At 54.0% G+C, this 23,086-nt stretch carries 15 protein-coding genes, 3 tRNA genes, 3 rRNA genes and 1 pseudogene; 11 read left to right on the forward strand and 11 right to left on the reverse strand.

The window, feature by feature from the left end; genetic code table 11:
• Positions 1-190: 190 nt before the first annotated feature.
• From A0U94_RS00005 to A0U94_RS00030, 6 genes are all read left to right on the forward strand, one after another.
• Positions 191-1,687, forward strand: a 16S ribosomal RNA gene (locus A0U94_RS00005).
• Between the two features lie 129 nt (positions 1,688-1,816).
• Positions 1,817-1,893: transfer RNA gene (locus tag A0U94_RS00010), tRNA-Ile, on the forward strand.
• 22 nt (positions 1,894-1,915) lie between these two features.
• Positions 1,916-1,991 (forward strand) — tRNA-Ala (locus A0U94_RS00015).
• 366 nt (positions 1,992-2,357) lie between these two features.
• A 23S ribosomal RNA gene (locus A0U94_RS00020) occupies positions 2,358-5,093 on the forward strand.
• 87 nt (positions 5,094-5,180) lie between these two features.
• Positions 5,181-5,295 (forward strand): 5S ribosomal RNA (gene rrf, locus A0U94_RS00025).
• The 16S, 23S and 5S rRNA genes sit together here with 3 tRNA genes alongside, the layout of an rRNA operon.
• A 50-nt stretch (positions 5,296-5,345) precedes the next feature.
• Positions 5,346-5,422, forward strand: a tRNA-Met gene (locus A0U94_RS00030).
• A gap of 731 nt (positions 5,423-6,153) precedes the next feature.
• Here A0U94_RS00030 and A0U94_RS15615 read toward each other — a convergent pair.
• Positions 6,154-6,405 (reverse strand): annotated as a pseudogene (locus A0U94_RS15615) (IS5/IS1182 family transposase); the annotation flags it as partial.
• Between the two features lie 347 nt (positions 6,406-6,752).
• Here A0U94_RS15615 and A0U94_RS00045 point away from each other — a divergent pair.
• Entirely contained in the window at positions 6,753-8,972 is a 2,220-nt protein-coding gene (locus A0U94_RS00045) for a TonB-dependent receptor (protein ID WP_276329211.1), read from the forward strand.
• Here A0U94_RS00045 and A0U94_RS15620 read toward each other — a convergent pair.
• Positions 8,962-9,864, reverse strand: a complete 903-nt coding sequence (locus A0U94_RS15620; RefSeq protein WP_167369324.1) for a sensor histidine kinase — start codon at positions 9,862-9,864, stop codon at positions 8,962-8,964. The two genes, A0U94_RS00045 and A0U94_RS15620, sit on opposite strands and share 11 nt — an antisense overlap.
• A gap of 239 nt (positions 9,865-10,103) precedes the next feature.
• Here A0U94_RS15620 and A0U94_RS00055 point away from each other — a divergent pair.
• A protein-coding gene (locus A0U94_RS00055; RefSeq protein WP_149026621.1) for an IS3 family transposase occupies positions 10,104-11,235 on the forward strand; the annotation gives its coding sequence in 2 pieces (ribosomal slippage) (positions 10,104-10,351 and positions 10,350-11,235; 1,134 coding nt in all).
• Here A0U94_RS00055 and A0U94_RS00060 read toward each other — a convergent pair.
• The gene (locus A0U94_RS00060) at positions 11,222-11,707 is read right to left on the reverse strand and encodes an SDR family oxidoreductase (protein WP_077802025.1); all 486 of its coding nucleotides are present in this window, start codon (positions 11,705-11,707) and stop codon (positions 11,222-11,224) included. The genes A0U94_RS00055 and A0U94_RS00060 overlap by 14 nt on opposite strands.
• A gap of 452 nt (positions 11,708-12,159) precedes the next feature.
• Here A0U94_RS00060 and A0U94_RS00065 point away from each other — a divergent pair, with 452 nt between their 5' ends.
• Complete coding sequence (locus tag A0U94_RS00065; RefSeq protein ID WP_077802026.1) at positions 12,160-13,425, forward strand: multidrug effflux MFS transporter; 1,266 nt, start codon at positions 12,160-12,162, stop codon at positions 13,423-13,425.
• 17 nt (positions 13,426-13,442) lie between these two features.
• A complete protein-coding gene (locus A0U94_RS00070) occupies positions 13,443-14,174 on the forward strand; it encodes a dihydrofolate reductase family protein (protein ID WP_077802027.1) in 732 nt (243 codons plus the stop codon).
• Here A0U94_RS00070 and A0U94_RS00075 read toward each other — a convergent pair.
• Entirely contained in the window at positions 14,131-14,457 is a 327-nt protein-coding gene (locus tag A0U94_RS00075; RefSeq protein WP_338030059.1) for a carboxymuconolactone decarboxylase family protein, read from the reverse strand. The two genes, A0U94_RS00070 and A0U94_RS00075, sit on opposite strands and share 44 nt — an antisense overlap.
• A gap of 221 nt (positions 14,458-14,678) precedes the next feature.
• On the opposite strand from A0U94_RS00075, the gene A0U94_RS00080 reads away from it, so the two are divergent.
• Positions 14,679-15,572, forward strand: coding sequence for a LysR family transcriptional regulator (locus tag A0U94_RS00080; protein ID WP_077802028.1), 894 nt, complete (start codon positions 14,679-14,681; stop codon positions 15,570-15,572).
• Between the two features lie 52 nt (positions 15,573-15,624).
• Here the strand turns inward: A0U94_RS00080 and A0U94_RS00085 are convergent, their stop codons facing one another.
• The 7 genes from A0U94_RS00085 to paoA all read right to left on the reverse strand — a co-directional run bounded on the left by A0U94_RS00085 (position 15,625) and on the right by paoA (position 22,670).
• On the reverse strand, positions 15,625-16,686 hold the full coding sequence (locus A0U94_RS00085) for an NAD(P)-dependent alcohol dehydrogenase (RefSeq protein ID WP_077802029.1): 1,062 nt from the start codon (positions 16,684-16,686) through the stop codon (positions 15,625-15,627).
• Between the two features lie 34 nt (positions 16,687-16,720).
• Positions 16,721-17,719 (reverse strand): aldo/keto reductase, encoded by a 999-nt coding sequence (locus tag A0U94_RS00090; protein WP_077802030.1) that lies wholly within the window; start codon positions 17,717-17,719, stop codon positions 16,721-16,723.
• Positions 17,720-17,767: 48 nt separating this feature from the next.
• Entirely contained in the window at positions 17,768-18,094 is a 327-nt protein-coding gene (locus A0U94_RS00095; protein ID WP_077802031.1) for a carboxymuconolactone decarboxylase family protein, read from the reverse strand.
• A 29-nt stretch (positions 18,095-18,123) separates the two neighbouring features.
• Positions 18,124-18,720, reverse strand: a complete 597-nt coding sequence (locus A0U94_RS00100; RefSeq protein WP_077802032.1) for an SDR family oxidoreductase — start codon at positions 18,718-18,720, stop codon at positions 18,124-18,126.
• A gap of 169 nt (positions 18,721-18,889) precedes the next feature.
• Positions 18,890-21,094, reverse strand: a complete 2,205-nt coding sequence (gene paoC / locus A0U94_RS00105) for an aldehyde oxidoreductase molybdenum-binding subunit PaoC (protein WP_077802033.1) — start codon at positions 21,092-21,094, stop codon at positions 18,890-18,892.
• Positions 21,091-22,044, reverse strand: coding sequence for an FAD binding domain-containing protein (locus tag A0U94_RS00110; RefSeq protein WP_077802034.1), 954 nt, complete (start codon positions 22,042-22,044; stop codon positions 21,091-21,093). The genes paoC and A0U94_RS00110 overlap by 4 nt, the downstream gene beginning before the upstream one ends.
• Complete coding sequence (gene paoA / locus A0U94_RS00115; protein ID WP_077802035.1) at positions 22,041-22,670, reverse strand: aldehyde dehydrogenase iron-sulfur subunit PaoA; 630 nt, start codon at positions 22,668-22,670, stop codon at positions 22,041-22,043. Before paoA ends, A0U94_RS00110 begins: the two co-directional genes overlap by 4 nt.
• Positions 22,671-23,086: the final 416 nt, after the last annotated feature.

Genomic DNA, 23,086 nt, shown 5'->3' on the forward strand with positions numbered 1-23,086 from the left:
GGGCTTCTGGGGCGGCGGGGATGACGGTCTTTGAAAATTGAATATGGAATTGGAAGGGATATGTTGGCGGCGTTTTGGTGCTGGTGATTTAGGATTAAGTTCCTGGGTCTAAGTATCGGAGATGTTGGTTGATGTATCTTTTAGATGCTTCGAATAGCCTAACGTTTTTGATATTTGGGTTTGTGGGATTGAACCTGAGAGTTTGATCCTGGCTCAGAGCGAACGCTGGCGGCATGCTTAACACATGCAAGTCCGCACGAAGGTTTCGGCCTTAGTGGCGCGGACGGGTGAGTAACGCGTAGGGATCTATCCACGGGTGGGGGGGACAAACTTCGGGAAACTGGAGCTAATACCGCATGATACCTGAGGGTCAAAGGCGCAAGTCGCCTGTGGAGGAACCTGCGTTCGATTAGCTAGTTGGTGGGGGTAAAGGCCTACCAAGGCGATGATCGATAGCTGGTTTGAGAGGATGATCAGCCACACTGGGACTGAGACACGGCCCAGACTCCTACGGGAGGCAGCAGTGGGGAATATTGGACAATGGGGGAAACCCTGATCCAGCAATGCCGCGTGTGTGAAGAAGGGTCTTCGGATTGTAAAGCACTTTCGACGGGGACGATGATGACGGTACCCGTAGAAGAAGCCCCCGGCTAACTTCGTGCCAGCAGCCGCGGTAATACGAAGGGGGGCTAGCGTTGCTCGGAATGACTGGGCCGTAAAGGGCGCGTAGGCGGTTTGGACAGTCAGATGTGAATCCCCGGGCTTAACCTGGGAACTGCATTTGATACGTCCAGACTAGAGTTCGAGAGAGGGTTGTGGAATTCCCAGTGTAGAGGTGAAATTCGTAGATATTGGGAAGAACACCGGTGGCGAAGGCGGCAACCTGGCTCGATACTGACGCTGAGGCGCGAAAGCGTGGGGGAGCAAACAGGATTAGATACCCTGGTAGTCCACGCTGTAAACGATGTGTGCTGGATGTTGGGTAACTTAGTTACTCAGTGTCGAAGCTAACGCGCTAAGCACACCGCCTGGGGGAGTACGGCCGCAAGGTTGAAACTCAAAGGAATTGACGGGGGCCCGCACAAGCGGTGGAGCATGTGGTTTAATTCGAAGCAACGCGCAGAACCTTACCAGGCTTGCATGGGGAGGACCGGTTCAGAGATGGACCTTTCTTCGGACCTCCCGCACAGGTGCTGCATGGCTGTCGTCAGCTCGTGTCGTGAGATGTTGGGTTAAGTCCCGCAACGAGCGCAACCCTTGTCTTTAGTTGCCAGCACTTTCAGGTGGGCACTCTAGAGAGACTGCCGGTGACAAGCCGGAGGAAGGTGGGGGATGACGTCAAGTCCTCATGGCCCTTATGTCCTGGGCTACACACGTGCTACAATGGGCGGTGACAGTGGGAAGCTACATGGTGACATGGTGCTGATCTCTAAAAGCCGTCTCAGTTCGGATTGTACTCTGCAACTCGAGTACATGAAGGTGGAATCGCTAGTAATCGCGGATCAGCATGCCGCGGTGAATACGTTCCCGGGCCTTGTACACACCGCCCGTCACACCATGGGAGTTGGTTCGACCTTAAGCCGGTGAGCGAACCGCAAGGACGCAGCCGACCACGGACGGGTCAGCGACTGGGGTGAAGTCGTAACAAGGTAGCCGTAGGGGAACCTGCGGCTGGATCACCTCCTTTCAAGGATGTTTCCTGACACGTTGGGAAACTCCGAAATAAAAGTCCTTGGCCAGATTGGCTAAGGCGCCAGACAATTCTGGATGATCGGCCTCAGGGCGCCGTCAACATATCCCTTCCTATAATTTTCCCGGGCTAGTAGCTCAGTTGGTTAGAGCACACGCTTGATAAGCGTGGGGTCGGAGGTTCAAGTCCTCCCTGGCCCACCATGGGTTTCGGATTTCGGAGTTTGGGGGCATAGCTCAGCTGGGAGAGCACCTGCTTTGCAAGCAGGGGGTCGTCGGTTCGAACCCGTCTGCCTCCACCAGTCATGGTTGAGACCTTGGTCTCCCCTGAGTGGTGAAAAGCTCGAAATCTGGTCCATACGGGAAAATCATAGGAAACGGGACGTCTGTTTCCTGATCCTGTCTCCACGAAGTTGGATGACGCGTCAGGGATGTTGGGTCTTTTAGAGTGTGAATAGGTTGGTGCGCAGTCTGCGTGTGCCATTTCCGGGTTGGTCTGACCCGTTGCTTTGAAGCTTAGGCTTTGAAGGGACGTTAAGGAAATGGAGAACACATTCAGACAGCGTGAAGAAAAGTGTGACTGACACCGCATAAGTGCGGAAGTCGGCAGCATCTTTATGGTGTGGCTGGTTTCTGTGCATGTGTCTTTGTCTTCGGATAAAGAATGGTGTGAGAATGAGAAGGGCGTTCGGTGGATGCCTTGGCACTAAGAGGCGATGAAGGACGTGGTACGCTGCGAAAAGCCATGGGGAGCCGCGAACAGGCTTTGATCCGTGGATGTCCGAATGGGGCAACCCCCTCGCAAGAGGATCATGCACTGAATACATAGGTGTATGAGGCAAACCCGGGGAACTGAAACATCTCAGTACCTGGAGGAAAAGACATCAACAGAGATTCCGCTAGTAGTGGCGAGCGAACGCGGAGCAGGCCAATGCCTGATCAGGAAGAAGCAAAACGGTCTGGAAAGTCCGGCAATAATGGGTGATAGCCCCGTATGCGTAGTGTTCTGATGAGGATTCGAGTAGGGCGGGGCACGTGAAACCCTGTCTGAACATGGGGGGACCACCCTCCAAGCCTAAATACTCCTTAGTGACCGATAGCGAACAAGTACCGTGAGGGAAAGGTGAAAAGCACCCCGATGAGGGGAGTGAAAGAGACCTGAAACCGGACGCCTACAAGCAGTCGGAGCCTCTTATGGGGTGACGGCGTACCTTTTGTATAATGGGTCAGCGAGTTTCTGTTTGCAGCGAGCTTAAGCCGTTAGGTGTAGGCGTAGCGAAAGCGAGTCTGAATAGGGCGAATGAGTTGCTGGCAGAAGACCCGAAACCGAGTGATCTAGCCATGGCCAGGCTGAAGGTGCGGTAACACGCACTGGAGGGCCGAACCCACGCCTGTTGAAAAAGTCGGGGATGAGCTGTGGCTAGGGGTGAAAGGCCAATCAAACTCGGAGATAGCTGGTTCTCCGCGAAATCTATTGAGGTAGATCGTCGGGTGTTTACCCTGGGGGGTAGAGCACTGGATGGGCTAGGGGGGCCCAAAGCCTTACCAAACCTAACCAAACTCCGAATACCCAGGAGTATAGCCCGGCAGACAGACAGTGGGTGCTAAGGTCCATTGTCGAGAGGGAAACAGCCCAGACCACCAGCTAAGGCCCCTAAATCGTGGCTAAGTGGGAAAGGATGTGGGGATTCCAAAACAACCAGGAGGTTGGCTTAGAAGCAGCCATCCTTTAAAGAAAGCGTAATAGCTCACTGGTCTATTAGAAACCCTGCGCCGAAAATGTAACGGGGCTCAAGCCACGTGCCGAAGCTGTGGGTGCATTCTTTGAATGCGCGGTAGCGGAGCGTTCCGTAAGTCTGCGAAGGAGACGGGGTGACCCTCTCTGGAGATATCGGAAGTGCGAATGCTGACATGAGTAGCGACAAACAGTGCGAGAAACACTGTCGCCGAAAGTCCAAGGGTTCCTGCGCAAGGTTAATCCACGCAGGGTGAGCCGGCCCCTAAGGCGAGGGCGAGAGCCGTAGTCGATGGGAACCAGTTTAATATTACTGGGCCTGCCAGAAGTGACGAATGAGAGATGTTGTCTGTCCTTAACGGATTGAACAGGCTTTTCAATCATTCCAGGAAATAGCTCTGGCGTATAGACCGTACCCGAAACCGACACAGGTGGACTGGTAGAGAATACCAAGGCGCTTGAGAGAACGATGCTGAAGGAACTAGGCAAATTGCTCGTGTAACTTCGGGATAAACGAGACCCAACCGTGGGCAACCATGATTGGGTGGCACAGACCAGGGGGTAGCGACTGTTTAGTAAAAACACAGGGCTCTGCGAAATCGTGAGATGACGTATAGGGCCTGACGCCTGCCCGGTGCCGGAAGGTTAAGAGGAGGTGTGCAAGCACTGAATTGAAGCCCCGGTAAACGGCGGCCGTAACTATAACGGTCCTAAGGTAGCGAAATTCCTTGTCGGGTAAGTTCCGACCTGCACGAATGGCGTAACGACTTCCCCACTGTCTCCAGCATCGACTCAGCGAAATTGAATTCCCCGTGAAGATGCGGGGTACCCGCGGTCAGACGGAAAGACCCTATGAACCTTTACTGCAGCTTTGCAGTGGCATCAGAGACATTCTGTGTAGGATAGGTCGGAGGCTTTGAAGCCGGGGCGCCAGCACCGGTGGAGCCATCCTTGAAATACGACCCTGAATTTTTCTGATGTCTAACCGAGACCAGTAAGCCTGGTCCGGGACCCTGCATGGTGGGCAGTTTGACTGGGGCGGTCGCCTCCCAAAGTGTAACGGAGGCGCGCGATGGTGGGCTCAGGCCGGTCGGAAACCGGCTGTCGAGTGCAATGGCATAAGCCCGCCTGACTGTGAGAGTGACAGCTCGATCAGAGACGAAAGTCGGCCATAGTGATCCGGTGGTCCCACGTGGACGGGCCATCGCTCAACGGATAAAAGGTACTCTAGGGATAACAGGCTGATCTCCCCCAAGAGTCCACATCGACGGGGAGGTTTGGCACCTCGATGTCGGCTCATCACATCCTGGGGCTGGAGCAGGTCCCAAGGGTTCGGCTGTTCGCCGATTAAAGTGGTACGTGAGCTGGGTTTAGAACGTCGTGAGACAGTTCGGTCCCTATCTGCCGTGGGTGTAAGAGACTTGAGAGGATTTGTCCCTAGTACGAGAGGACCGGGATGAACATACCTCTGGTGCACCGGTTGTCACGCCAGTGGCACAGCCGGGTAGCTAAGTATGGACGGGATAACCGCTGAAAGCATCTAAGCGGGAAACCCACCTCAAAACTAGGTCTCATAGAGCCGTGAGAGACCATCACGTTGATAGGCCGGGTGTGAAAGTGCAGTAATGCATGCAGCTAACCGGTCCTAATCGCTCATACTTCTCACATCAAACACATGCACAGAAATCAGCCACACTCTCTTCATAAAAACGCACCAACCTCCACCCTCTCTCAAAAGACAGGGTGGGCTGGAAGACCTGGTGGCCATTGCGAGGGCCCTACACCCGATCCCATCCCGAACTCGGCCGTGAAATCCCTCAGCGCCTATGATACTGCACCTTAAGGTGCGGAAAAGTCGGTCGCCGCCAGGTCCCCCAGCCCACTCACACCACAAAAAATACCCCAACATCAAAAACACCACCGCGGGGTGGAGCAGCCCGGTAGCTCGTCAGGCTCATAACCTGAAGGCCGCAGGTTCAAATCCTGCCCCCGCAACCACAGATTCCGACACTCCCGTGAGTACAGCTCCGGGAGTGTTTCTTTTTTCAGCCTTTCCAATGGCTTGCCGCTCGATCCAGGTCAGGATCGTTCCCAGTTCCCCATATAGCATCGCGACGAAGGCCGTGAGACGTCGGCTTCGTCTTTATCGCCTCAGTCTCCCTTTGGATCAGCTTTGTCCAAGGGCGCTAGCTGGACTTGGGCGGGTCGGACTTGTTGCTCCGATGCCCGCAACATTCTCTGTCAACTTGGAAGCCTTCTATTGTGCTCCCAATTATACCCCTGTGCCTTTATCGGTGGCGGAATTACAAACTGCAGCGGTAGGTTGGGTGGGACGCGATTAGAAAGGCAATCCAGTCAGTCGCCTCGTTCTTACCGATGGAGCCTGCGATAGTCTTTTGGCTGCGTTGGTTGGCTTGTTGGAAGAAATGGTCGCACCAGAGTCGCGGGGGCCTCTGCGGCTTGCTTGTTCTTCTGCAGCACTTCGCCGCAAACTTGAGACTGGCTTGGATCTCAAGAGCGTCAACGATAAGCGTTGGAGCTCCATATCCGTCAGTCGAGATGATAAGCTCTGTACTATACCATGGTGAAGGGATTGAAGAACTATTAATTGAATCTTTTACGGCCTGGTTTTTGGCTATAGCGGGCAGGTATTAATGGTTCTGGCTGATGATTTTTGCTCTGCGTTTTGAACAGAACAAGGGCCCCATGTTCTGGATGACTACGCCATCGGCGTTGATCCGTTCCAGGAACCGGAAGCTGCGCATGCTGCAGACGATACTGGCCAGCCCGATCCTCATGGTTGCCCGAGGTCTGGCTGAGGTTCGGACAAACAGTCCCGTCTTTGATTTCTGATCGGCAAAGACATGCTCGACATAGGGTCGGATAACGGATTTTCCGGCATTGGACCGCTAGATATGCTGCAGCATGGGTTTGAGATGCGGCTTTTTCCTGTGAATCTCCGAGACAAAACCATGCCTGTCCTTATGAGACAGCTTTAAGGGTTTGTCCCGCCCATCTTTTGGGAGCCGTCCTTCTCGGTCCACGCAGGGGAAGTAGAATCACAGAGACAGCTTCAAAACCACGGGGTTTCCCAAACCCTCCAGATCGCAACGTTCTCATGCTGGTGATATAAGGTCGCGATGAGTTCTATTGCGAATTAGTCGCATAATTAATAATCCCCAATGTTGCGTAATGTTGATTGTCCAAGGAGGCAAACAGATATAGCTAATGCGAAGCGTTCTCATTCAGGTTTGGAAAAATGTATCACTGTCAGAATGTCGTCCGTCTCTGTTCGTGTTCATTTATTTTCGGTTGTCTTGCGGGTACGATGCTTGGAAACTCGGCATGCGCAGCCGCTTCAACAGAGGTGAAATCTGAGCCCTCGAAAACAGGTTCGTCAAAATCATCAAAAAAGCCCCTAGAGCCCGGTGCGCAAGCCCTCAATTATAGCGGAAGCACACAGTCTAACGGCCAGGAAAAGCTGACAGTCTGGGGAAAGAACCATTCCCAATTGACGGGTAAGTCCCCAAACCGGAAATATACAGCATCTCTGCTTGATACGCCCCGCTCGGTTTCTGTTGTGACCCAGGAACAGATGAAACTGGTGAACGCGACCTCTTTTGAAGAAGCCATGCGAACCGTTCCAGGGGTAAGTTTCCGAGGTGGAGACGCTTATGCCATTCCTGGTGGTAACTATCCGGTGATCCGCGGTTTTGGTTCTTATAGTAACATGTTCATTGACGGATTGCGGGACAGTGGCGTCAGTCAACGCGAAGTATTCGATGTCGAAGAGATAGAGGTCCTGAAAGGTCCGGGGTCGGTGTATGGCGGTCGTGGTGGTCTGGGTGGCCAAATCAATATTACGACCAAGAAAGCTCAACTTGGCAACTTGACTTCGGGACAGATCGGTTTCGGGACAGCTGCTTACAAGCGAGGGACAATCGATATTAATCGGCAGATCAGCTCTTCGACTGCGTTTCGTCTGAACGCTATGGGCGATGAGGGAGACACGGCTGGTCGTGAACCTACTGGCGGTCATAAATGGGGGGTGGCACCGTCCATGTCTTTCGGGTTAGGGACGCCCACGCGCCTGACGCTTGGATATTATCATCTTTATTCTTTTGACATGCCGGATTATTCTGCACCGTACAGCAAAATTACGCATGAGCCACTCGATATTCCGCGGCATACGGTATTCGGTTTGCAGGAGCGGGATTTCGAGCGTAGTACAACAGACCTTGGTCAAATCATTCTTGAACGGGATTTGTGGCGTAATTTCGTATTCCGTAACACACTTCAGTGGACGAGTACCCAATTTAATTATATAGCCACCAATCCTCAGTGGCAAAATACATCTCTCACTAATCAGAACATTCTTCTGGAAGCAAAATCCGGAAAATTTCATACGGACAATTTCCAGGAACAGGCGATGGTGTCCGGAACATTCGATACCGGGTTCATTCATCATTCGATCAATACCGGTATCGAGGTGTCGCGTGAACGACTGACCCGTAATGAGTATTACGTAACCGACTCAACCGGGCATAATTTACGGAATGGTGGTTCCTGTTCCGTCGCTTACAATTGCGTATCTGCAACAAATATGGAGAGCTGGAGTGCCCATAACCCTTGGACCGGCTCCTATTCACTGGGGGAGCCCGGTATTGCCCCGCTTAATACCAATGTCACGACGGGATCAGCTTACGCTTTCGATACGATGAGCATGTTGAAGGACCATTTGCTCATCAACGGGGGGGTGCGATTTGATCGTTTCATGACGTCTGCCGTGCAAGGAAATGTTGGTCTGAGTAATAATCAGAGCTTCATTAATTATCAGGCAGGCGCGGTCTATAAGCCAATCAAGCCGGTCAGCATCTATTTCTCTTACGCGACAGCTTCCAATCCGGTTGGTGTGGATGCGGGTGCGGATGGGCAGATCGCTTTGTCGACAGTCAACAACAAACTTGCTCCGCAGAATGGCAAGAACATTGAGGTAGGCGCCAAGGCTGAGTTTTTTGACGGACGTTTCTCCATCACAGGCTCACTGTTCGATGGAAAGATGACCAATGCCCAGGTTTCTGACGGCTATGGAAATCAGATTGATGCCGGAACGCAGCGCGTCCGGGGAGCTGAAATCAACGTTGCGGGTAATATCACGCCTCGTTGGGAGGTCTTTGGTGGCTGGACATATCTGGATAGCACCGTGATGGACGGCGGCCCTACTCATGCGAATGTTGGAAAGCGCTTCCCTTACACACCAGGAAACTCCGTGTCTTTCTGGAGTACTTATAAAATACTGTCTCATTTCAAGGCTGGTGGTGGCCTAACCTATATGAGCAAGCGCTATACAAATGTGAACAATCAGACATGGGTGCCGGAGTATGTTCGCCTGGACATGGTAGCCGACTATCAGATTACCAGAACTCTGGATCTACAGGCCAATCTGCAAAATCTGACGAACAAGCGATATTATGATCGCGTTTATACCAATTATTCCCGAATTGCGGCTGGCCGAGCCGTTACATTCCAGTTGAGCTTCAAGATGTAACGTCGGAAACCTTGGGAAAATCTATCTCACATCGGAGGCCAGGTTCGTTATCCAGAAGGCGGATCTGCCCTCGATGAAGCCGAACAATAGCCCTCACCATGCTCAGGCCAAGTCCGGTTCCCGGGACAGAGCGGCTCCTGTCGAGCCTGACCATTTTGTCAAAGACACGCTCGCGTTCGTGAGCGGGGATGCCTGGGCCGTTGTCAGCGATCACAACGGTCACTGTCGTGGACTGTGCAGAAGCAGAAAGAGTAATCCTGCTTCCCGCAGGGCAATGATTTGTGGCGTTTTCAAGAAGGTTTGCAAGCATTTGCGTCAGAAGCACTCTGTTGCCCTCAAGACGCATGTTGAGAGAGGGCATCCTCAAGTCGAGGCTCTGGTTCCGGTCTTCCAGAATCGGTCGGTATAGGTCTGAAATCATGACCAGAAGATCTTGAGCGTCGAGAGCCTGACTATCAGGTGCGCGATCATCGGCCTCAATCTGAGCGAGCTTCAGCAAAGAAGAAAAAATTTCCAAAGCTTCGTCCAGATTATCTCTGGCTTGGCTCAGCGTTTCTGTTCCCGCTGGAGGTAGTGAAACTCCAGACAGATCCTCAAGGTGCTGCCTCAAATGCGCAAGTGGGCGTCGCATATCATGAGCGATGTCATCGGTAACCTGCCGTATACTGGTTACGAGGGCCTCGTTTCTTTCGAGCATAGCATTCAAGCTGACTGCAAGGTGATCGAACTCATCATCTGTCGCGTTCAAAGGCAACCGACGTGACATGTCGCCAGACATAATGTCACGAGTGGTCTGGCTGATGGCTTCAATCTTGCCCAAAACAAGCCGACTCAAAATAAAACCCCCGGCTACACCAATGAAGATAAAGCCGATGGTACTCCACCCCCACATGAACCAGAGATCCCGACGAAGGGTCTGAGCTGGCTCTGCGTCGATACCAACGAACAGGTACCCACCGTCTTGTAACGGCAAACCGTATCCGATAACGGGACGATGTTCAGGTGACAGGGAGCGATGGGTCCAGGATAGTCTTCGCCAGCCTGGGACGGGTCTGAGGTGAAATGGACTTGTGACGGTTTTGTGCCGGTGCACTGAGCATTTTATGCTCGCATCAAGAGAGGCACGGAACCATGGCTGTAACGCACACAGAAGAATTTCGCCGTGAGGCGGTAAGGATTGCCTTGAACAGCGGTTTGTCACGGACCCGCGTGGCGGCGGATCTGGGGATTGGCAAATCGACATTGGGACACTGGATTTCGCAGTATCGGACGGTCGAACTGCCAGTGCCTGAACTGCAGACGGATCTGGCTCGGGAGAACGAGCGTCTTCGCCTGGAAAACCGCGTTCTTCGGGAGGAGAGGGAGATCCTAAAAAAGCTACGCAGTTCTTCGCGAGCCAAAAGACGTGAGGTTCACCTTTATCCGTGAGCACCGCCATGACTGGTCCATCGAAAGATTGTGCCAGGTTTTGCAGGTCTCAACGCGTGGCTATCGGGCGTGGAAGGTAAGGCCGGTGTGCCTGCGCCAACGCATCGACTTGAAGGCCCTGGCGCATATCCGGGAGCATTTTGTCCTGAGTAACTCCACCTATGGTCGCCCTCGGATGACAAAGGAACTCAAGGAGGCCGGGCTCGATATCGGCGAACGTCGTGTAGGGCGTCTGATGAAACTCAATGGGATCCGTCCAGTGCGCACCCGTCGTCACAAAGTCACAACCGACAGCCGTCATTCCCTTGGTGTTGCAGCCAATGTTCTAAACGGCGATTTCGTGGCCAACGCTCCCAACCGGAAATGGGCAGGCGATATTAGCTACATCTGGACAAACGAGGGGTGGCTTTACCTGGCTGTCGTCATCGATCTGTTCAGCCGACGCGTCATTGGCTGGGCCGTGAGCGACCGGATGAAGAAGGACCTTGCAATCAAAGCGCTCGATATGGCTGTGCGACTGCGCGATCCATCGCCTGGCTGTATTTTCCACTCTGATCGTGGAAGTCAATATTGCTCACACGATTTCCACAAGAAACTGACGGAATACAGGATGATGCCATCCATGTCCGGCAGGGGAAACTGCTTCGACAATGCAGCCGTAGAGACCTTCTTCAAGAGCCTGAAGGCCGAAATGCTCTGGCGACAGACATGGCCCACACGGCAGCAGGCAACTGCCGCCATCTTCCAGTACGTCAACGGCTTCTACAACCCGCGACGGCGCCATTCATATCTCGGCAGCATCAGCCCACTCGCTTTCGAGGCTAAAGCCGCCTAACAGGATAACATACCGGCACAAAACCGTCACAAGTCCAGATCGCAAGCGCAGCGTTTTGTTCCTCCGTCAATGCTCCCAGGCGGTGCCCAGACTGGGACGCAATGACAACGGCTGAACCTCCCGCTGCGATAACGTTGCCAAACGTTTCGAGTACGAGTGCGGTCCCATAAAGATCAACGGCCAGAATTGTGGCCGGGGAGGCTTGTGAGGGTGAGACACCCGCCGCGTGGACAACACCTGTAATGTCACCCAGTGCGTTTGCTTTTTGAGCGAGCGCTTCGACAGAAATCCGGGAGGACACATCGACCTGTGTCGTACTGACCGTGAAGCCTGCATTGAACATCACCTCAGCAGCGGCTTGAGCATTTTCCATACGCAGATCGGCAAGAAGGATATGTTTTCCGACACCAACACGCCTGGCAATCGCCTGGCCGATAGAACCGGAGCCGATGACAACAAGCACTTTCTTCATGAATGATTCCTCTCGGTATTTCCTGAATTTAAATGCGTTAGAATTGTCTTCAGCATACGAGGGTTATTATTTTATACTGTTCTGCAGTCATCGGTTACTATCTGTTCGTCGCATAATGTTATGCTCCGAATTCATAAGTTCTTCTGTCGCAGATCAGCGTCACGCATTTTTCAGGCTCGTTTCAGAGCATGTGCAGGGATAGTTTCTCGTATTTTTTGTTTAATGAATCCGGTCAATTAATGAGATGCAGATATAATTGTATGCCAGTTTTCCCTCCTAATCGTGGGTCGCAATCTCATTTAAAATGACGAGACTACGCAGCGTGTTTCCGGAGGTATTTTGATAGTCAGGCAGGAAAGTAGTCTGTCAGCATCGGAAGGCGCCATGTGCCCAATTTGGGAATTCAAATACAGGGATCTGCTATTGTTATTCCTCAAAAGAATAACGTCATCATGACGGAAAACACCGATGATGTTTTCCCCGGTGATGCTTTCGAGAGTGCAGAAAGCGTCAATCATGATCCTTTGCTACGGGCAAAGGAGGCAGACCAAGGTTGGCATGTTCTTGCAATCCTGAGTGTGTTGATGGGGTTTGCGTCGATTTCGACAGACCTCTATCTGCCCGCCATGCCGACAATGGTCCGTGCTCTGGGAACGACAGTTGGAACGATTGATCTGACTGTTTCGGGTTATCTGATGGGCTTCAGTATTGGACAGTTATTCTGGGGGCCCCTCAGTGATCGATATGGGCGCAGACTACCTGTTGCAAGTGGCCTTGTTCTGTTCGTCATCGGTTCAGGTGGATGTGCCCTGGCGGGGAGCGGAGAAAGTCTGATCATCTGGCGCATGGTCCAGGCAGCAGGGGCCTGTGCGAGCGTGGTGCTGGCACGGGCTATGGTCCGTGATCTGTATGAAGGGCCGCAGGCCGCCCGAATGCTCTCGGTTCTGATGACTGTGATGGCAATTGCGCCATTGCTCGGACCTATCGTCGGAGCCCAGATCCTTGCTTTGGCGGGCTGGCGCGCCATCTTCGGGGTCCTGGGTATGATCGGTCTGTTAACGCTTGCTGCGCTGTTTACGCTGCCTGAAACTCTTCCTGAAGCGCAACGGAATTCTGAACCGCTTGGGAGAGCCATACTCCGTTATGGTGATCTGCTCCGTCATAGGCGGCTTCTTGGATATATGGGGGCCGGTGGGTTTTTCTATGCTGGCATGTTTGCTTACATTGCCGGAACCCCCTTCGCTTATATCACTTACTATCACGTTCCTTCAGGACTTTACGGGATTCTCTTTGGCGCGGGGATCCTGGGTATCATGGCGACCAATCTCCTGAATGGTAGGGTTGTTGCGTTTTTTGGCAGCGACCGGACTTTGCTGTGGGGGACGGCAGTCACGGCACTTTCTGGCCTGCTCGCCGGCGGTCTGGCTTGGACTGGCTGCGGCGGCCTTTGGGGGTTGGTCCTGTCCCTGCTGGTCTTTGCCGCGATGGCCGGATTTATTGTGGCCAATGCAATTGTAGGCGCAATGTCTGATTTTCCACGGCAGGCAGGCGCTGTTTCGGCTCTTGTAGGCGCTACTCAATACGGGAGCGGCGTTTTCAGCTCAGCCCTTGTAGGGCTGTTCGCCGATGGAACGCCCTGGCCCATGGGCCTCATTATCGCGCTGTGCGGTATTGCCAGCTTTGCCTCTGCGTTAACGCTCAAATATTCTGCAACCTGAAACCAAAGATAACAGTCATGCGCCCGCATATCATTTGTCATATGATCAGTTCCATTGACGGACGGATCCTGACCGATCGTTGGACACAGCCTGTTGATGGCAAAGCACGCGATGATCTGGTCAATCGCTACTATGACATCGAGAAGACATTCAAAGCGGATGCCTGGCTTGTCGGCCGTCAGACCATGCAACAACATTTTGTCCATGCAGGAGAACCAGATGCCTCAGGGCGCAGGGAATTGCCCCGTCGCGCCCATGTCTCTGAAGCGGCAAAACGCAGAGCCGGACGTCTGGCCGTTGTGGTCGATCCAAAAGGAAAGCTGCGCTACGAAAGTGACAACGCTGACGGTGACCCGATTATCACGATCCTTTCTGAACAGGTGGCGGATACCTATCTCCATGAGCTGCAGGGAACAGGGGTTTCCTATCTCTTTGCTGGGGAAGAAGGAAAAGATCTGGGGCATGCAATGAACAGCCTCAGAAGCGACTTCGGCGTAGAAAACCTGCTGGTAGAAGGAGGGGGACGGATCAATGGAGCCTTTCTCAAGGCCGGCCTTATCGATGATATCAGTTTGATGATCTATCCCGGCCTCGATGGATTGTCGGGCGGGACATGTGTCTTCGAATATGAAGGCGAAAAAGACGAAGAGCCCGCTATCGGGCAGTCTTTGTGCCTGACTGCATCAGAAACGCTTGAAGACGGGATCATTTGGGCACGCTACAAGGTGGAGCAGAACCACCAGCCGTAATCCGGATGGGCATATGTGACGCAATACCGGTTTGAAAAGCGTAAGGGCTGCACGGGGACAGGTCTTCGAGCACCTTGCGCAGGTGGCCTATGGAACTCGCAGCAGATGGGCCGCCTGCATAGAAGCCCAGATGCGTGGTCGTGCTGCTGAGTTCCTCGCGGGTCACACCGTGGTCCAGCGCGATCTTCAGATGGGTTTCCAATGCGCCCAGCCGGTACATCGACACCAGCGCTGAGACGGTGATGAGGCTTTTATACGAATTGAGAGGCTTGGCTGTTCCCAGGCGTTATCGAACAGGATCCTGTCCGTATAATCCGCAAGACCGGAGGCAATGTCACTATAACAGCGCTGTCCGATCGCGGATTTCCTCGCTCATGGCAGAGCACTTTTTCTAAAACTTGAATCGTTGAGTGGGGAGAGGCTGCCCCTGCCGAAATACAAGCAAGTATCTTTATACCGAATAATTGGCTACTGATCTATTGAAGCTATATTGGGAGTTCATGAATGCGGCGCGAAGAACTGGTCGATCTCAATGCCTTTCTTATTGTGGCGGAAGAGCAGAGCTTTACCAGGGCTGCGGCGCGGCTGGGGACATCTCAATCTACCCTGAGTTATACAATCCGCCGTCTGGAAACGCGGCTTGGTGTCAGGCTTCTGACCCGGACGACGCGGCGTGTGTCCCCAACAGAAGCGGGAGAACGCCTCCTGCGGACCCTTGCACCGGCCCTTGACAGTATCGCTGGTGAAATCGAACAGCTTGGGCAATTGCGGGACAAGCCGGCGGGCACGATCCGCATTACCGCAGGCGAGCATGCGGCGAACAGATTCCTCTGGCCGGTTCTGGAAACACTGCTTCCCGATTATCCCGACGTTCATGTCGAGGTCGCTTTACAGGCGGGGCTGACAGATATCGTCGCCGAGCGCTTTGACGCCGGTGTGCGGCTCGGAGAGTCGATTGCCAAGGACATGGTCGCTGTGAAGATCAGTCCCGACATGCGGATGGCTGTGGTCGGGGCGCCCTCTTATTTGGAGGGGAAAGAAAAGCCCAAAATACCGCAGGATCTGGCGCAACACCAATGCATAAACCTGCGTCTTGAGACATCGGGTGGCATTTACGCTTGGGAGCTGGAGAAGGGGAAGCGGGAACTGCATGTCAGGGTTGATGGCCAACTGGTCTTCAACAACGTCCCGATGATCCTGCGGGCGGCTGTAGCAGGGTTCGGTCTGGCCTGTGTTCTGGAAGATCAGGTGACGGGCCATCTTGCTGACGGCCGGCTGGTCCGGGTGCTGGAAGACTGGTGCCCGCCATTTTCGGGCTATCATCTCTATTATCCCAGCCGCCGACAGTCCTCCGCGGCTTTCAGGTTGCTCGTCGATGCGTTGCGTTATCGTCAGTAATGGATTTTTAAGAGATGCCCCATCTGCTCTCAAGGGGGATGGGGCATCTGTCTTACGAGGCTGTTGCGTCTGGCGTGAGTGTCGCCATGTCGATCACGAACCGGTAATGAACGTCCGAGCGCTCCAGCCTATCGAAAGCCTCGTTGATCTGGTCCATACGGATCATCTCACAATCAGGCAGGATGTTTTTACGGCCACAGAAATCAAGCATTTCCTGCGTCTGCGCAATGCCTCCGATGGGGGAACCCGCAATACGGCGACGCCCCATGATCATGGGAACGGTGCTGGGTTCATTTAGTGGCCCAACCTGACCGACGAGCACCAGTGTGCCGTCAATATCCAGCAGAGGCATATAAGGGTTGAGGTCATGCTTGACCGGGACTGTATCGATGATGAGATCGAAGCTGGAAGCCGCTTTGGCCATGGCTGTTTCATCGGTCGACACCAGAAGCCGATCCGCACCAAGAGCAAGGGCATCTTTCTCTTTGGCATTTGAGCGGCTGAGGACCGTGACATCTGCTCCCATGCCAGAGGCGAGTTTGACCGCCATATGTCCGAGGCCACCAAGCCCGATAACTGCTACGCGACTGCCCGGTCCTGCGTTCCAGGTGCGTAAAGGTGAGTAAGTGGTGATGCCAGCGCAGAGAAGGGGAGCTGCGCGGGAAAGATCCAGTGTTTCCGGAACTTTCAGGGCGAATTCTTCCCGCACGACGAGATGTTTGGAATAGCCGCCATAGGTGCGCTCGCCCGTAATACGATCCTTGTCGTTATAGGTCTGCGTATTGCCCTCCCGGCAGAGTTGCTCCTCGCCTTTGCGGCACTGATCGCAGGTCTGGCAACTGTCGACCATGCAGCCTACAGCTACAGCATCACCTATTTTATAGCGTGTGACGGCCTTTCCTGTGGCTGTCACACGCCCGACAATTTCGTGACCGGGGACCATGGGATACTGCGACCATCCCCAGTCATTCCGCGCCTGATGCAGATCTGAATGACAGACGCCGCAATACAGGATGTCCACGGCAATGTCGTTGTCTCGCAAGTCACGTCGCTCGAAACTGAACGGTGCGAGAGGGGCTTCACATGAGGTTGCTGCAAAACCATAGGTTTTCATGAGTGTTCTCCGTTTTTTTCGGAATTTTTCAGATTCAGGAAACAACGCGTCCTTCGACGGGGTAGCCCGGATCGGTGTAACCGGGAGTGGATGCATGCCCCGGATGGACCAGATCATTGATGAACGCCTCATCTTCCGCTGTCAGCGTAGCGTTGAGAGCATCCATGTAACTGTCCCAGTGGATTTCAGTACGAGGGCCTGCAATGGCTGCGCTGATGAGGCGGTTTCTCAAGACCCACGCGAGTGCAAAGGCGATGGAGGAAATGCCCTTTCCCCGGGCACGCTCGGCCACTTTCTGCGCGACAATTAGAGATTCAGCACGGAGTTCGGTCTGCTGAATACGGGCATCGCCACGGCCTGCCCGGGAGTCTTTGGGCAGATTGTCGAGAGACGCGTATTTTCCGGTCAGGACGCCGCGGGCCAAAGGGCTGTAGGGGACGACCCCAAGGCCGTACTGAGCGGCTGCAGGCAGTTGCTCGACTTCAGCAGAGCGGTCCACCAGATTGTAGAGTGGCTGACTGACTGTGGGGCGCTGGATGCCGAGATGATCTGCCAGTCTGACAATTTCGGCAATCCGCCAGCCATGGAAGTTGGAGACACCATAATAACGGATCTTGCCCTGACGGATCAGGTCCCCAATGGCCCGCAGCCCTTCCTCCAGCGTCACGCCGGGAAGGGCGCGATGGAAATAAAGGATATCAACATAATCTGTGCCAAGGCGCTTGAGGCTGCTTTCAAGCGTCTGCATGATCCATTTACGGGATTGTCCCTGCTGATTGGCACCACTCCCGTAGCCAAATTTGGTGGCAATAATCCAGGCATCCCGGTTGCCCTTTACGCTGGTGCCAACCACCTCTTCGGATTTTCCACCATTATAGACATCGGCAGTATCCAGAAAATTGATACCTTGTGAGGCAGCTTTGTCGATGATCCGCTTTGCCGTCTCGGCATCGGTCTCTCCACCGAACATCATGGCCCCGAGGCAAAGAGGGGAAACTTTAAGCGCGCTCTGTCCGAGATAACGGTAGTCCATGGGAGTATCCTTACTCTGCATCGTCTTGAAGGAAGTTTTTAAGAAGGCTCAGGATTTGGTTTCCTCGAACACGCCGCGCGCGATCGTCAAAGCCGTGGAGGCCGTTGGCCAACCTGAATAAAAGGCCAGATGTGTAATGACCTCGATGATTTCTTTACGGGTTATGCCGTTTTCGAGAGCTTTGCGGATATGGAAGCCGAGCTCGTTGGTTCTGTAGAGCGAAATCAGGCTGGAAACAGTTATCAGACTTCGGTCGCGCGGTGAGAGTTCGGGACGCTCCCACACATCCCCGAAAAGAACCTTGTCGGAATATTCGGCCAAGGCCGGAGCAATATCACCAAATGCCTTGCGTGCGGCTGAAGGGGTCTCAGACATGGAGAATCTCCTGTTGAAAACAGGGTTGGTTACTGGGCTGAATATCCGCCATCGACCAAGAGAGCATGCCCAAGCACCGGACTGGCCTCCGAACTGCAGAGCCAAAGAGCCGCCGCAGATTTCGTCAGACCAATAATGCCATATTTGGAAGCGATATAAGCAGGCAGTCCCGCAACGCCGTTCAGGCCACCAACAGAGGAAGCGTTGACGATTGCGCTGCTCTCCTGAGAGAGCATTCGCTTCAACTCATGCTTCATGCAGTACCAGGTGCCACGCAGGTTGATCGACACGACACGATCCCACTCTGCGTCTGGCAGGTCTGCTGTATCGTGATGCGGGCTGATAATTCCGGCGTTATTGAAGGCGCAGTCCGGACGTCCAAAAGTCTCGACCGTCCGAGCCATCATGGTTTCAACATCTGTTTCTGAGGCAACATCACACCTGACGGTAAGAGCCTTGGCTCCTTCCTTGGTTGATGCCTTGGCCGCAGTGACAACGCTTTCCTCATTGATATCCACAAGAACAACGTTGGCAACGGCCCGGGCGAATGCCTGAGCTGTGGCTAGTCCCATCCGGGCACCGGCACCTGTTGCCAACGCAACTTTACCCTTGAATTTACCGCCCATAATGAACTGCCCTCCATTTCTCGGTGTATCAACCAAGGACAGTAATTCATGAAACGACTATTGATTAGGACGTATAGAGCGCATGAAGCTATATCGGATGTTCATGAATACGATCATCCGCACGAGCTGCTTTCATCCGAGGGATGATCATGGAAGGCGTAGTGAGTATTCAAGACAGACGGGGTAGATCAGCCAGATGCTTGTCCAACGTGACTGGGTAATCACGGACACGGACACCTGTTGCATTATACACGGCATTGGCAATCGCTGCGGCTACACCACAAAGCCCCAGTTCTCCGACCCCTTTTGCTTTCATGGGTGAAGAGAGAGGATCTACTTCATCAAGAAAAATTACGTCCTGATGAGGGATATCGGCATGAACGGGGACCTCGTAGCCCGCCAGATCATGATTAACGAAGAAACCGTACCGGGTATCGACCGCCAGCTCCTCCATGAGGGCTGCACCCGCTCCCATGGTCATGGCACCAATGACCTGGTTCCGGGCAGTTTTGGGGTTCAGAATGCGGCCTGCGGAGCAGACGGCCAGCATCCGGCGGATACGGACTTCGCCGGTAAATCCATTGACACCAACTTCGACGAAATGGCTCGCAAAGGTGGATTGCTGGTATCGTTTGTCTACGTCAGCATATTCAATAGTGTCCTCGGCAACCAGGTCGCCCTCATGTGCCGCCTGCCCAAGGGGGAAAACACTGTTACCGACATGGACATTCCCGCCGGAGAACTGCGCTTCGGCTGGCGGCAAGCCCAGCTTCTCCGCAACATTTTCCCGTAGTTTGACGCAGGCGGCATATACGCCCGCAGCGGAATTGTTGGCGCCCCACTGGCCCCCGGACCCTGCTGATACGGGGAAATCTGAATCACCAAGAATGACCCGGACCTGATCGATGGAAACTCCCATCATTTCGGCGGCTGTCTGGGCAAGGATGGTATAGGTGCCTGTCCCGATATCGGTCATATCGGTTTCGACCGTTACGGTGCCCTGTGAATCAAGTCGCACGCGTGCTGCGGATTTTGTCAGGAGATTGTTTCGGAAGCCTGCTGCGACGCCCATGCCAATCAGCCATTCTCCCTCCCGCACTGATGCGGGGCGAGGGTTGCGATGGCTCCAGCCAAACTTTTCGGCTCCACGTTCCAGGCAATCGACGAGATGCCGCTGCGAAAACGGCCGTCCCGGCTTTTCGGGATCGACCTGCGTGTCATTCAGAATTCGGAAACGCACGGGATCCATGCGCAGGCGTTCAGCCATCTCGTCCATGGCGATTTCGAGCGTCATCAGGCCGGATGCTTCGCCGGGCGCGCGCATCGCATTCCCTTCCGGGAGATCCAGAACAGCCAGCCGCATTGCTGTCCGTCGATTGGCCCCCGCATATAACAGCTTGGTTTGATCTGTCGCGGCTTCCGGACGCCCGTGAGGAAGATTTCCCGACGTGCTTTCATGGGCAATGGCGGTGATCCTGCCGTCACGATCCGTACCGATCCGGATGCGCTGGATCGTCGCAGACCGATGGGTTGTATTGTTCATGATAAAGGGGCGGGTGAGCGCAACCTTGACGGGACGTCCTGCGGCTTTGGCGCCGAGAGCCGCCAGCACGGCGTCAGATCGCAAAAACAGTTTCCCACCGAAACCGCCCCCGATATACGGGGAATCAACCCGGACATTGTCCTTCGACAGACCAAGCGCGGTCGCGATATCGCGCCGGTTCCAGGCGATCATCTGGTTGGACGTCCAGAGCGTAAGTTTTTCGCCTTCCCATGCGGCGATCGTCGCATGAGGCTCCATCATGGCATGTGTCTGATCCGGCGTAGTGTAAGTCTCGTCCAGACGCGTTGCAGAAGCCGAAAACGCCCTTTCAAAGTCTCCAACACAGTCCGCAGGAGATCCGTTGGCCCCCGGAACCGGACGAGCGGCATGTTGCGCCTGCTTCAGATCGAACTGACCCTCAGCGTGGTCATATTCTGTTTCGATCAGAGCGGCTGCCGCGCGGGCCTGTTCAAAGGTTTCGGCCACCACGATCGCAGTGGCCTGATGGTAATGGGTTATTTCGGGTCCACCAAAGAGCTTTGCCGTATTCATGGGACCGTTTTTCAGGGCTGGCATGTCAAGTGTTGTGACGATTGCCAGAACGCCCGGTGCGGCCTTCGCGCGGGCAACATCCATGCGGGTAACCCTGCCTGTGGCGACAGCACTTCCTATAATGTAGCCGTAAGCCTGATGAGGGACGACATCATGCCGTTCATAGGCATACGGTGCAGTGCCTGTTGTCTTGAAACGTCCGTCGATGCGGTCCAGAGGATGGCCGACGACATGTAACTGATCAATGGGGTTTTGGCCCGCGGCCCTATCGAACTTCATGATGCCTTGGCCTCCTGAATGATGGCTGCCAGAGTGCGCTCTACCAACGGAACCTTAAACGCATTCGCGGGGGTGGGAGTGGCACCTGCCAGAAGCCTTGCCGCAACAGCCTCTGATCCTTTCGGCATTTCTGAATCCGCAGCCTCGACACGCCATGGTTTCGGCGCGATACCACCAACGGCAATCCGGCCTGTACCATCTTTCTGAAGGATGGCTGCAACCGAGACGAGGGCAAAGGCATATGAAGCCCGGTCACGAACCTTACGGTAGAAATGTTGTCCTCCAGAGGGAGGCGGGAGGGTTACGGAGGTGATCAGTTCATCCCGGTTCAGAGATGTTTCGATATGCGGACTTTTTCCCGGAAGACGGTGAAAATCGGCAATGGGAATACGACGGGATTGCCCACGGACATTTATGGTCTCAACAGTGGCATCAAGAAGGCGCATGGCGACGGCCATGTCACTGGGATGCGTCGCAATACAGGCCTCGCTTGTCCCGATGATGCCGAGCTGTCGGCTGACGCCTCCAATGGCCGCGCATCCTGCTCCTGGCTGGCGTTTGTTACAGGGCTGGTTCGGATCATAAAAATAGGGGCACCGTGTGCGCTGTAGCAGGTTGCCGGCTGTCGTTGCCTTGTTCCTAAGCTGTCCTGAAGCACCTGCAACAAGGGCACGGCTCAAGACGCCGTAATCGCAACGAACCCGCATATCCGTTGCAAGATCCGTATTCCGGACAAGCGCACCAATACGGAGCCCTCCGTCTGAGGTGTCATCAATGGTGTCCAGACCAATCCGGCCGATATCGATCAGATGTTCCGGCGTTTCGATCTGGAGCTTCATCAGATCAAGGAGGTTCGTTCCTCCGGCAATGAAACGCGCTCCCGGTGTCCGGGCGAGGGCAGTAACCGCTTCGTGGGGCGTCCGGGCACGTTCATAAGTAAATGCTTTCATGGTTGCGCTCCCGCGACTTCGGCCATGGCTTCCGCGATGTTCGAATACGCACCACAACGACAGATATTGCCACTCATCCTCTCCCGCATTTCCAGACCGCTATGCTCCATCGGTGCGAGCAGATCCTTCGTCACATGGCTGGGAATGCCCTTCCTGATTTCATCAAGAACCGCAACGGCAGAGCAGATCTGGCCGGGTGTGCAGTATCCGCACTGATAACCATCATGCCGAATGAAAGCGGCCTGCATCGAGTGAAGATGATCCGGATTTCCCAACCCTTCGATGGTTGTAATTGTGTCTCCCTCGTGCATGACGGCAAGGCTCAGGCAGGAATTGATGCGCCGGCCGTTCACAATAACCGTGCAGGCCCCGCATTGCCCATGATCGCATCCCTTTTTGGTGCCCGTCAGAAGCAGATGTTCGCGGAGGGCATCCAGAAGCGTGGTTCTTGGATCCAGACGAAGGCTGTGAGCGCGCCCATTGACTTCGAATGTGACGTCCATGTCTTTGCTCACCTGTGTTCGAGCCTCAGCGAATGGCACGCCAGAGGCTATGATGGTCGCGGTGCTGCCTGCCAGAACCATGCGACGAGGAAAGCGCGGGCTCTTAATCGTCTGAAAGATCATGATTGGGTTCCTCGCTCGTGGTTGAGAGCAGGCGGCACCAGCTTAACTCAGTGCTGACTGGTGGTTAGGATATTCTATTGCTTATCAGAATAACGTATCCGGACCACAGAGGTTCTGGTCCGATTGATCGTTCATTTCGCATAAGGTTATAGGCCTTATTCATTAATCATCTTTTGTTTATCGCCGAGATGTCTCTCCATGAGGTCTGTTCGTCATGAGATGCGGTAAAATAAATGCATAAATATTTTGATAATTCCGGGTATTATAATCAATAAATGGGTTGGTCAAATACTGGATATTACCATTGATATAGACAGGTACCTTCTGATTGCCAGGCTAACCACCCGCATATATCATTAATATCTGCCGTAGCGGCTCAATATGCGTGAAACAAGTTGTCTGTCATTCATATTAGT

Source organism: Gluconobacter albidus (assembly GCF_002005485.1).
Classification (GTDB): Bacteria; Pseudomonadota; Alphaproteobacteria; order Acetobacterales; family Acetobacteraceae; genus Gluconobacter; species Gluconobacter albidus.

Excerpts from the sequence above, each read along its gene's own strand:
- A0U94_RS15620 (WP_167369324.1), bottom strand. The coding sequence starts at position 9,864 with ATGTGGGGGTGGAGTACCATCGGCTTTATCTTCATTGGTGTAGCCGGG.
- A0U94_RS00100 (WP_077802032.1), bottom strand. The coding sequence starts at position 18,720 with ATGGGCGGTAAATTCAAGGGTAAAGTTGCGTTGGCAACAGGTGCCGGT.
- A0U94_RS00065 (WP_077802026.1), top strand. The coding sequence starts at position 12,160 with ATGACGGAAAACACCGATGATGTTTTCCCCGGTGATGCTTTCGAGAGT.
- A0U94_RS00080 (WP_077802028.1), top strand. The coding sequence starts at position 14,679 with ATGCGGCGCGAAGAACTGGTCGATCTCAATGCCTTTCTTATTGTGGCG.
- A0U94_RS00060 (WP_077802025.1), bottom strand. The coding sequence starts at position 11,707 with ATGAAGAAAGTGCTTGTTGTCATCGGCTCCGGTTCTATCGGCCAGGCG.
- paoA (WP_077802035.1), bottom strand. The coding sequence starts at position 22,670 with ATGATCTTTCAGACGATTAAGAGCCCGCGCTTTCCTCGTCGCATGGTT.
- paoC (WP_077802033.1), bottom strand. The coding sequence starts at position 21,094 with ATGAAGTTCGATAGGGCCGCGGGCCAAAACCCCATTGATCAGTTACAT.
- A0U94_RS00095 (WP_077802031.1), bottom strand. The coding sequence starts at position 18,094 with ATGTCTGAGACCCCTTCAGCCGCACGCAAGGCATTTGGTGATATTGCT.
- A0U94_RS00070 (WP_077802027.1), top strand. The coding sequence starts at position 13,443 with ATGCGCCCGCATATCATTTGTCATATGATCAGTTCCATTGACGGACGG.
- A0U94_RS00045 (WP_276329211.1), top strand. The coding sequence starts at position 6,753 with ATGCTTGGAAACTCGGCATGCGCAGCCGCTTCAACAGAGGTGAAATCT.
- A0U94_RS00085 (WP_077802029.1), bottom strand. The coding sequence starts at position 16,686 with ATGAAAACCTATGGTTTTGCAGCAACCTCATGTGAAGCCCCTCTCGCA.
- A0U94_RS00090 (WP_077802030.1), bottom strand. The coding sequence starts at position 17,719 with ATGGACTACCGTTATCTCGGACAGAGCGCGCTTAAAGTTTCCCCTCTT.
- A0U94_RS00110 (WP_077802034.1), bottom strand. The coding sequence starts at position 22,044 with ATGAAAGCATTTACTTATGAACGTGCCCGGACGCCCCACGAAGCGGTT.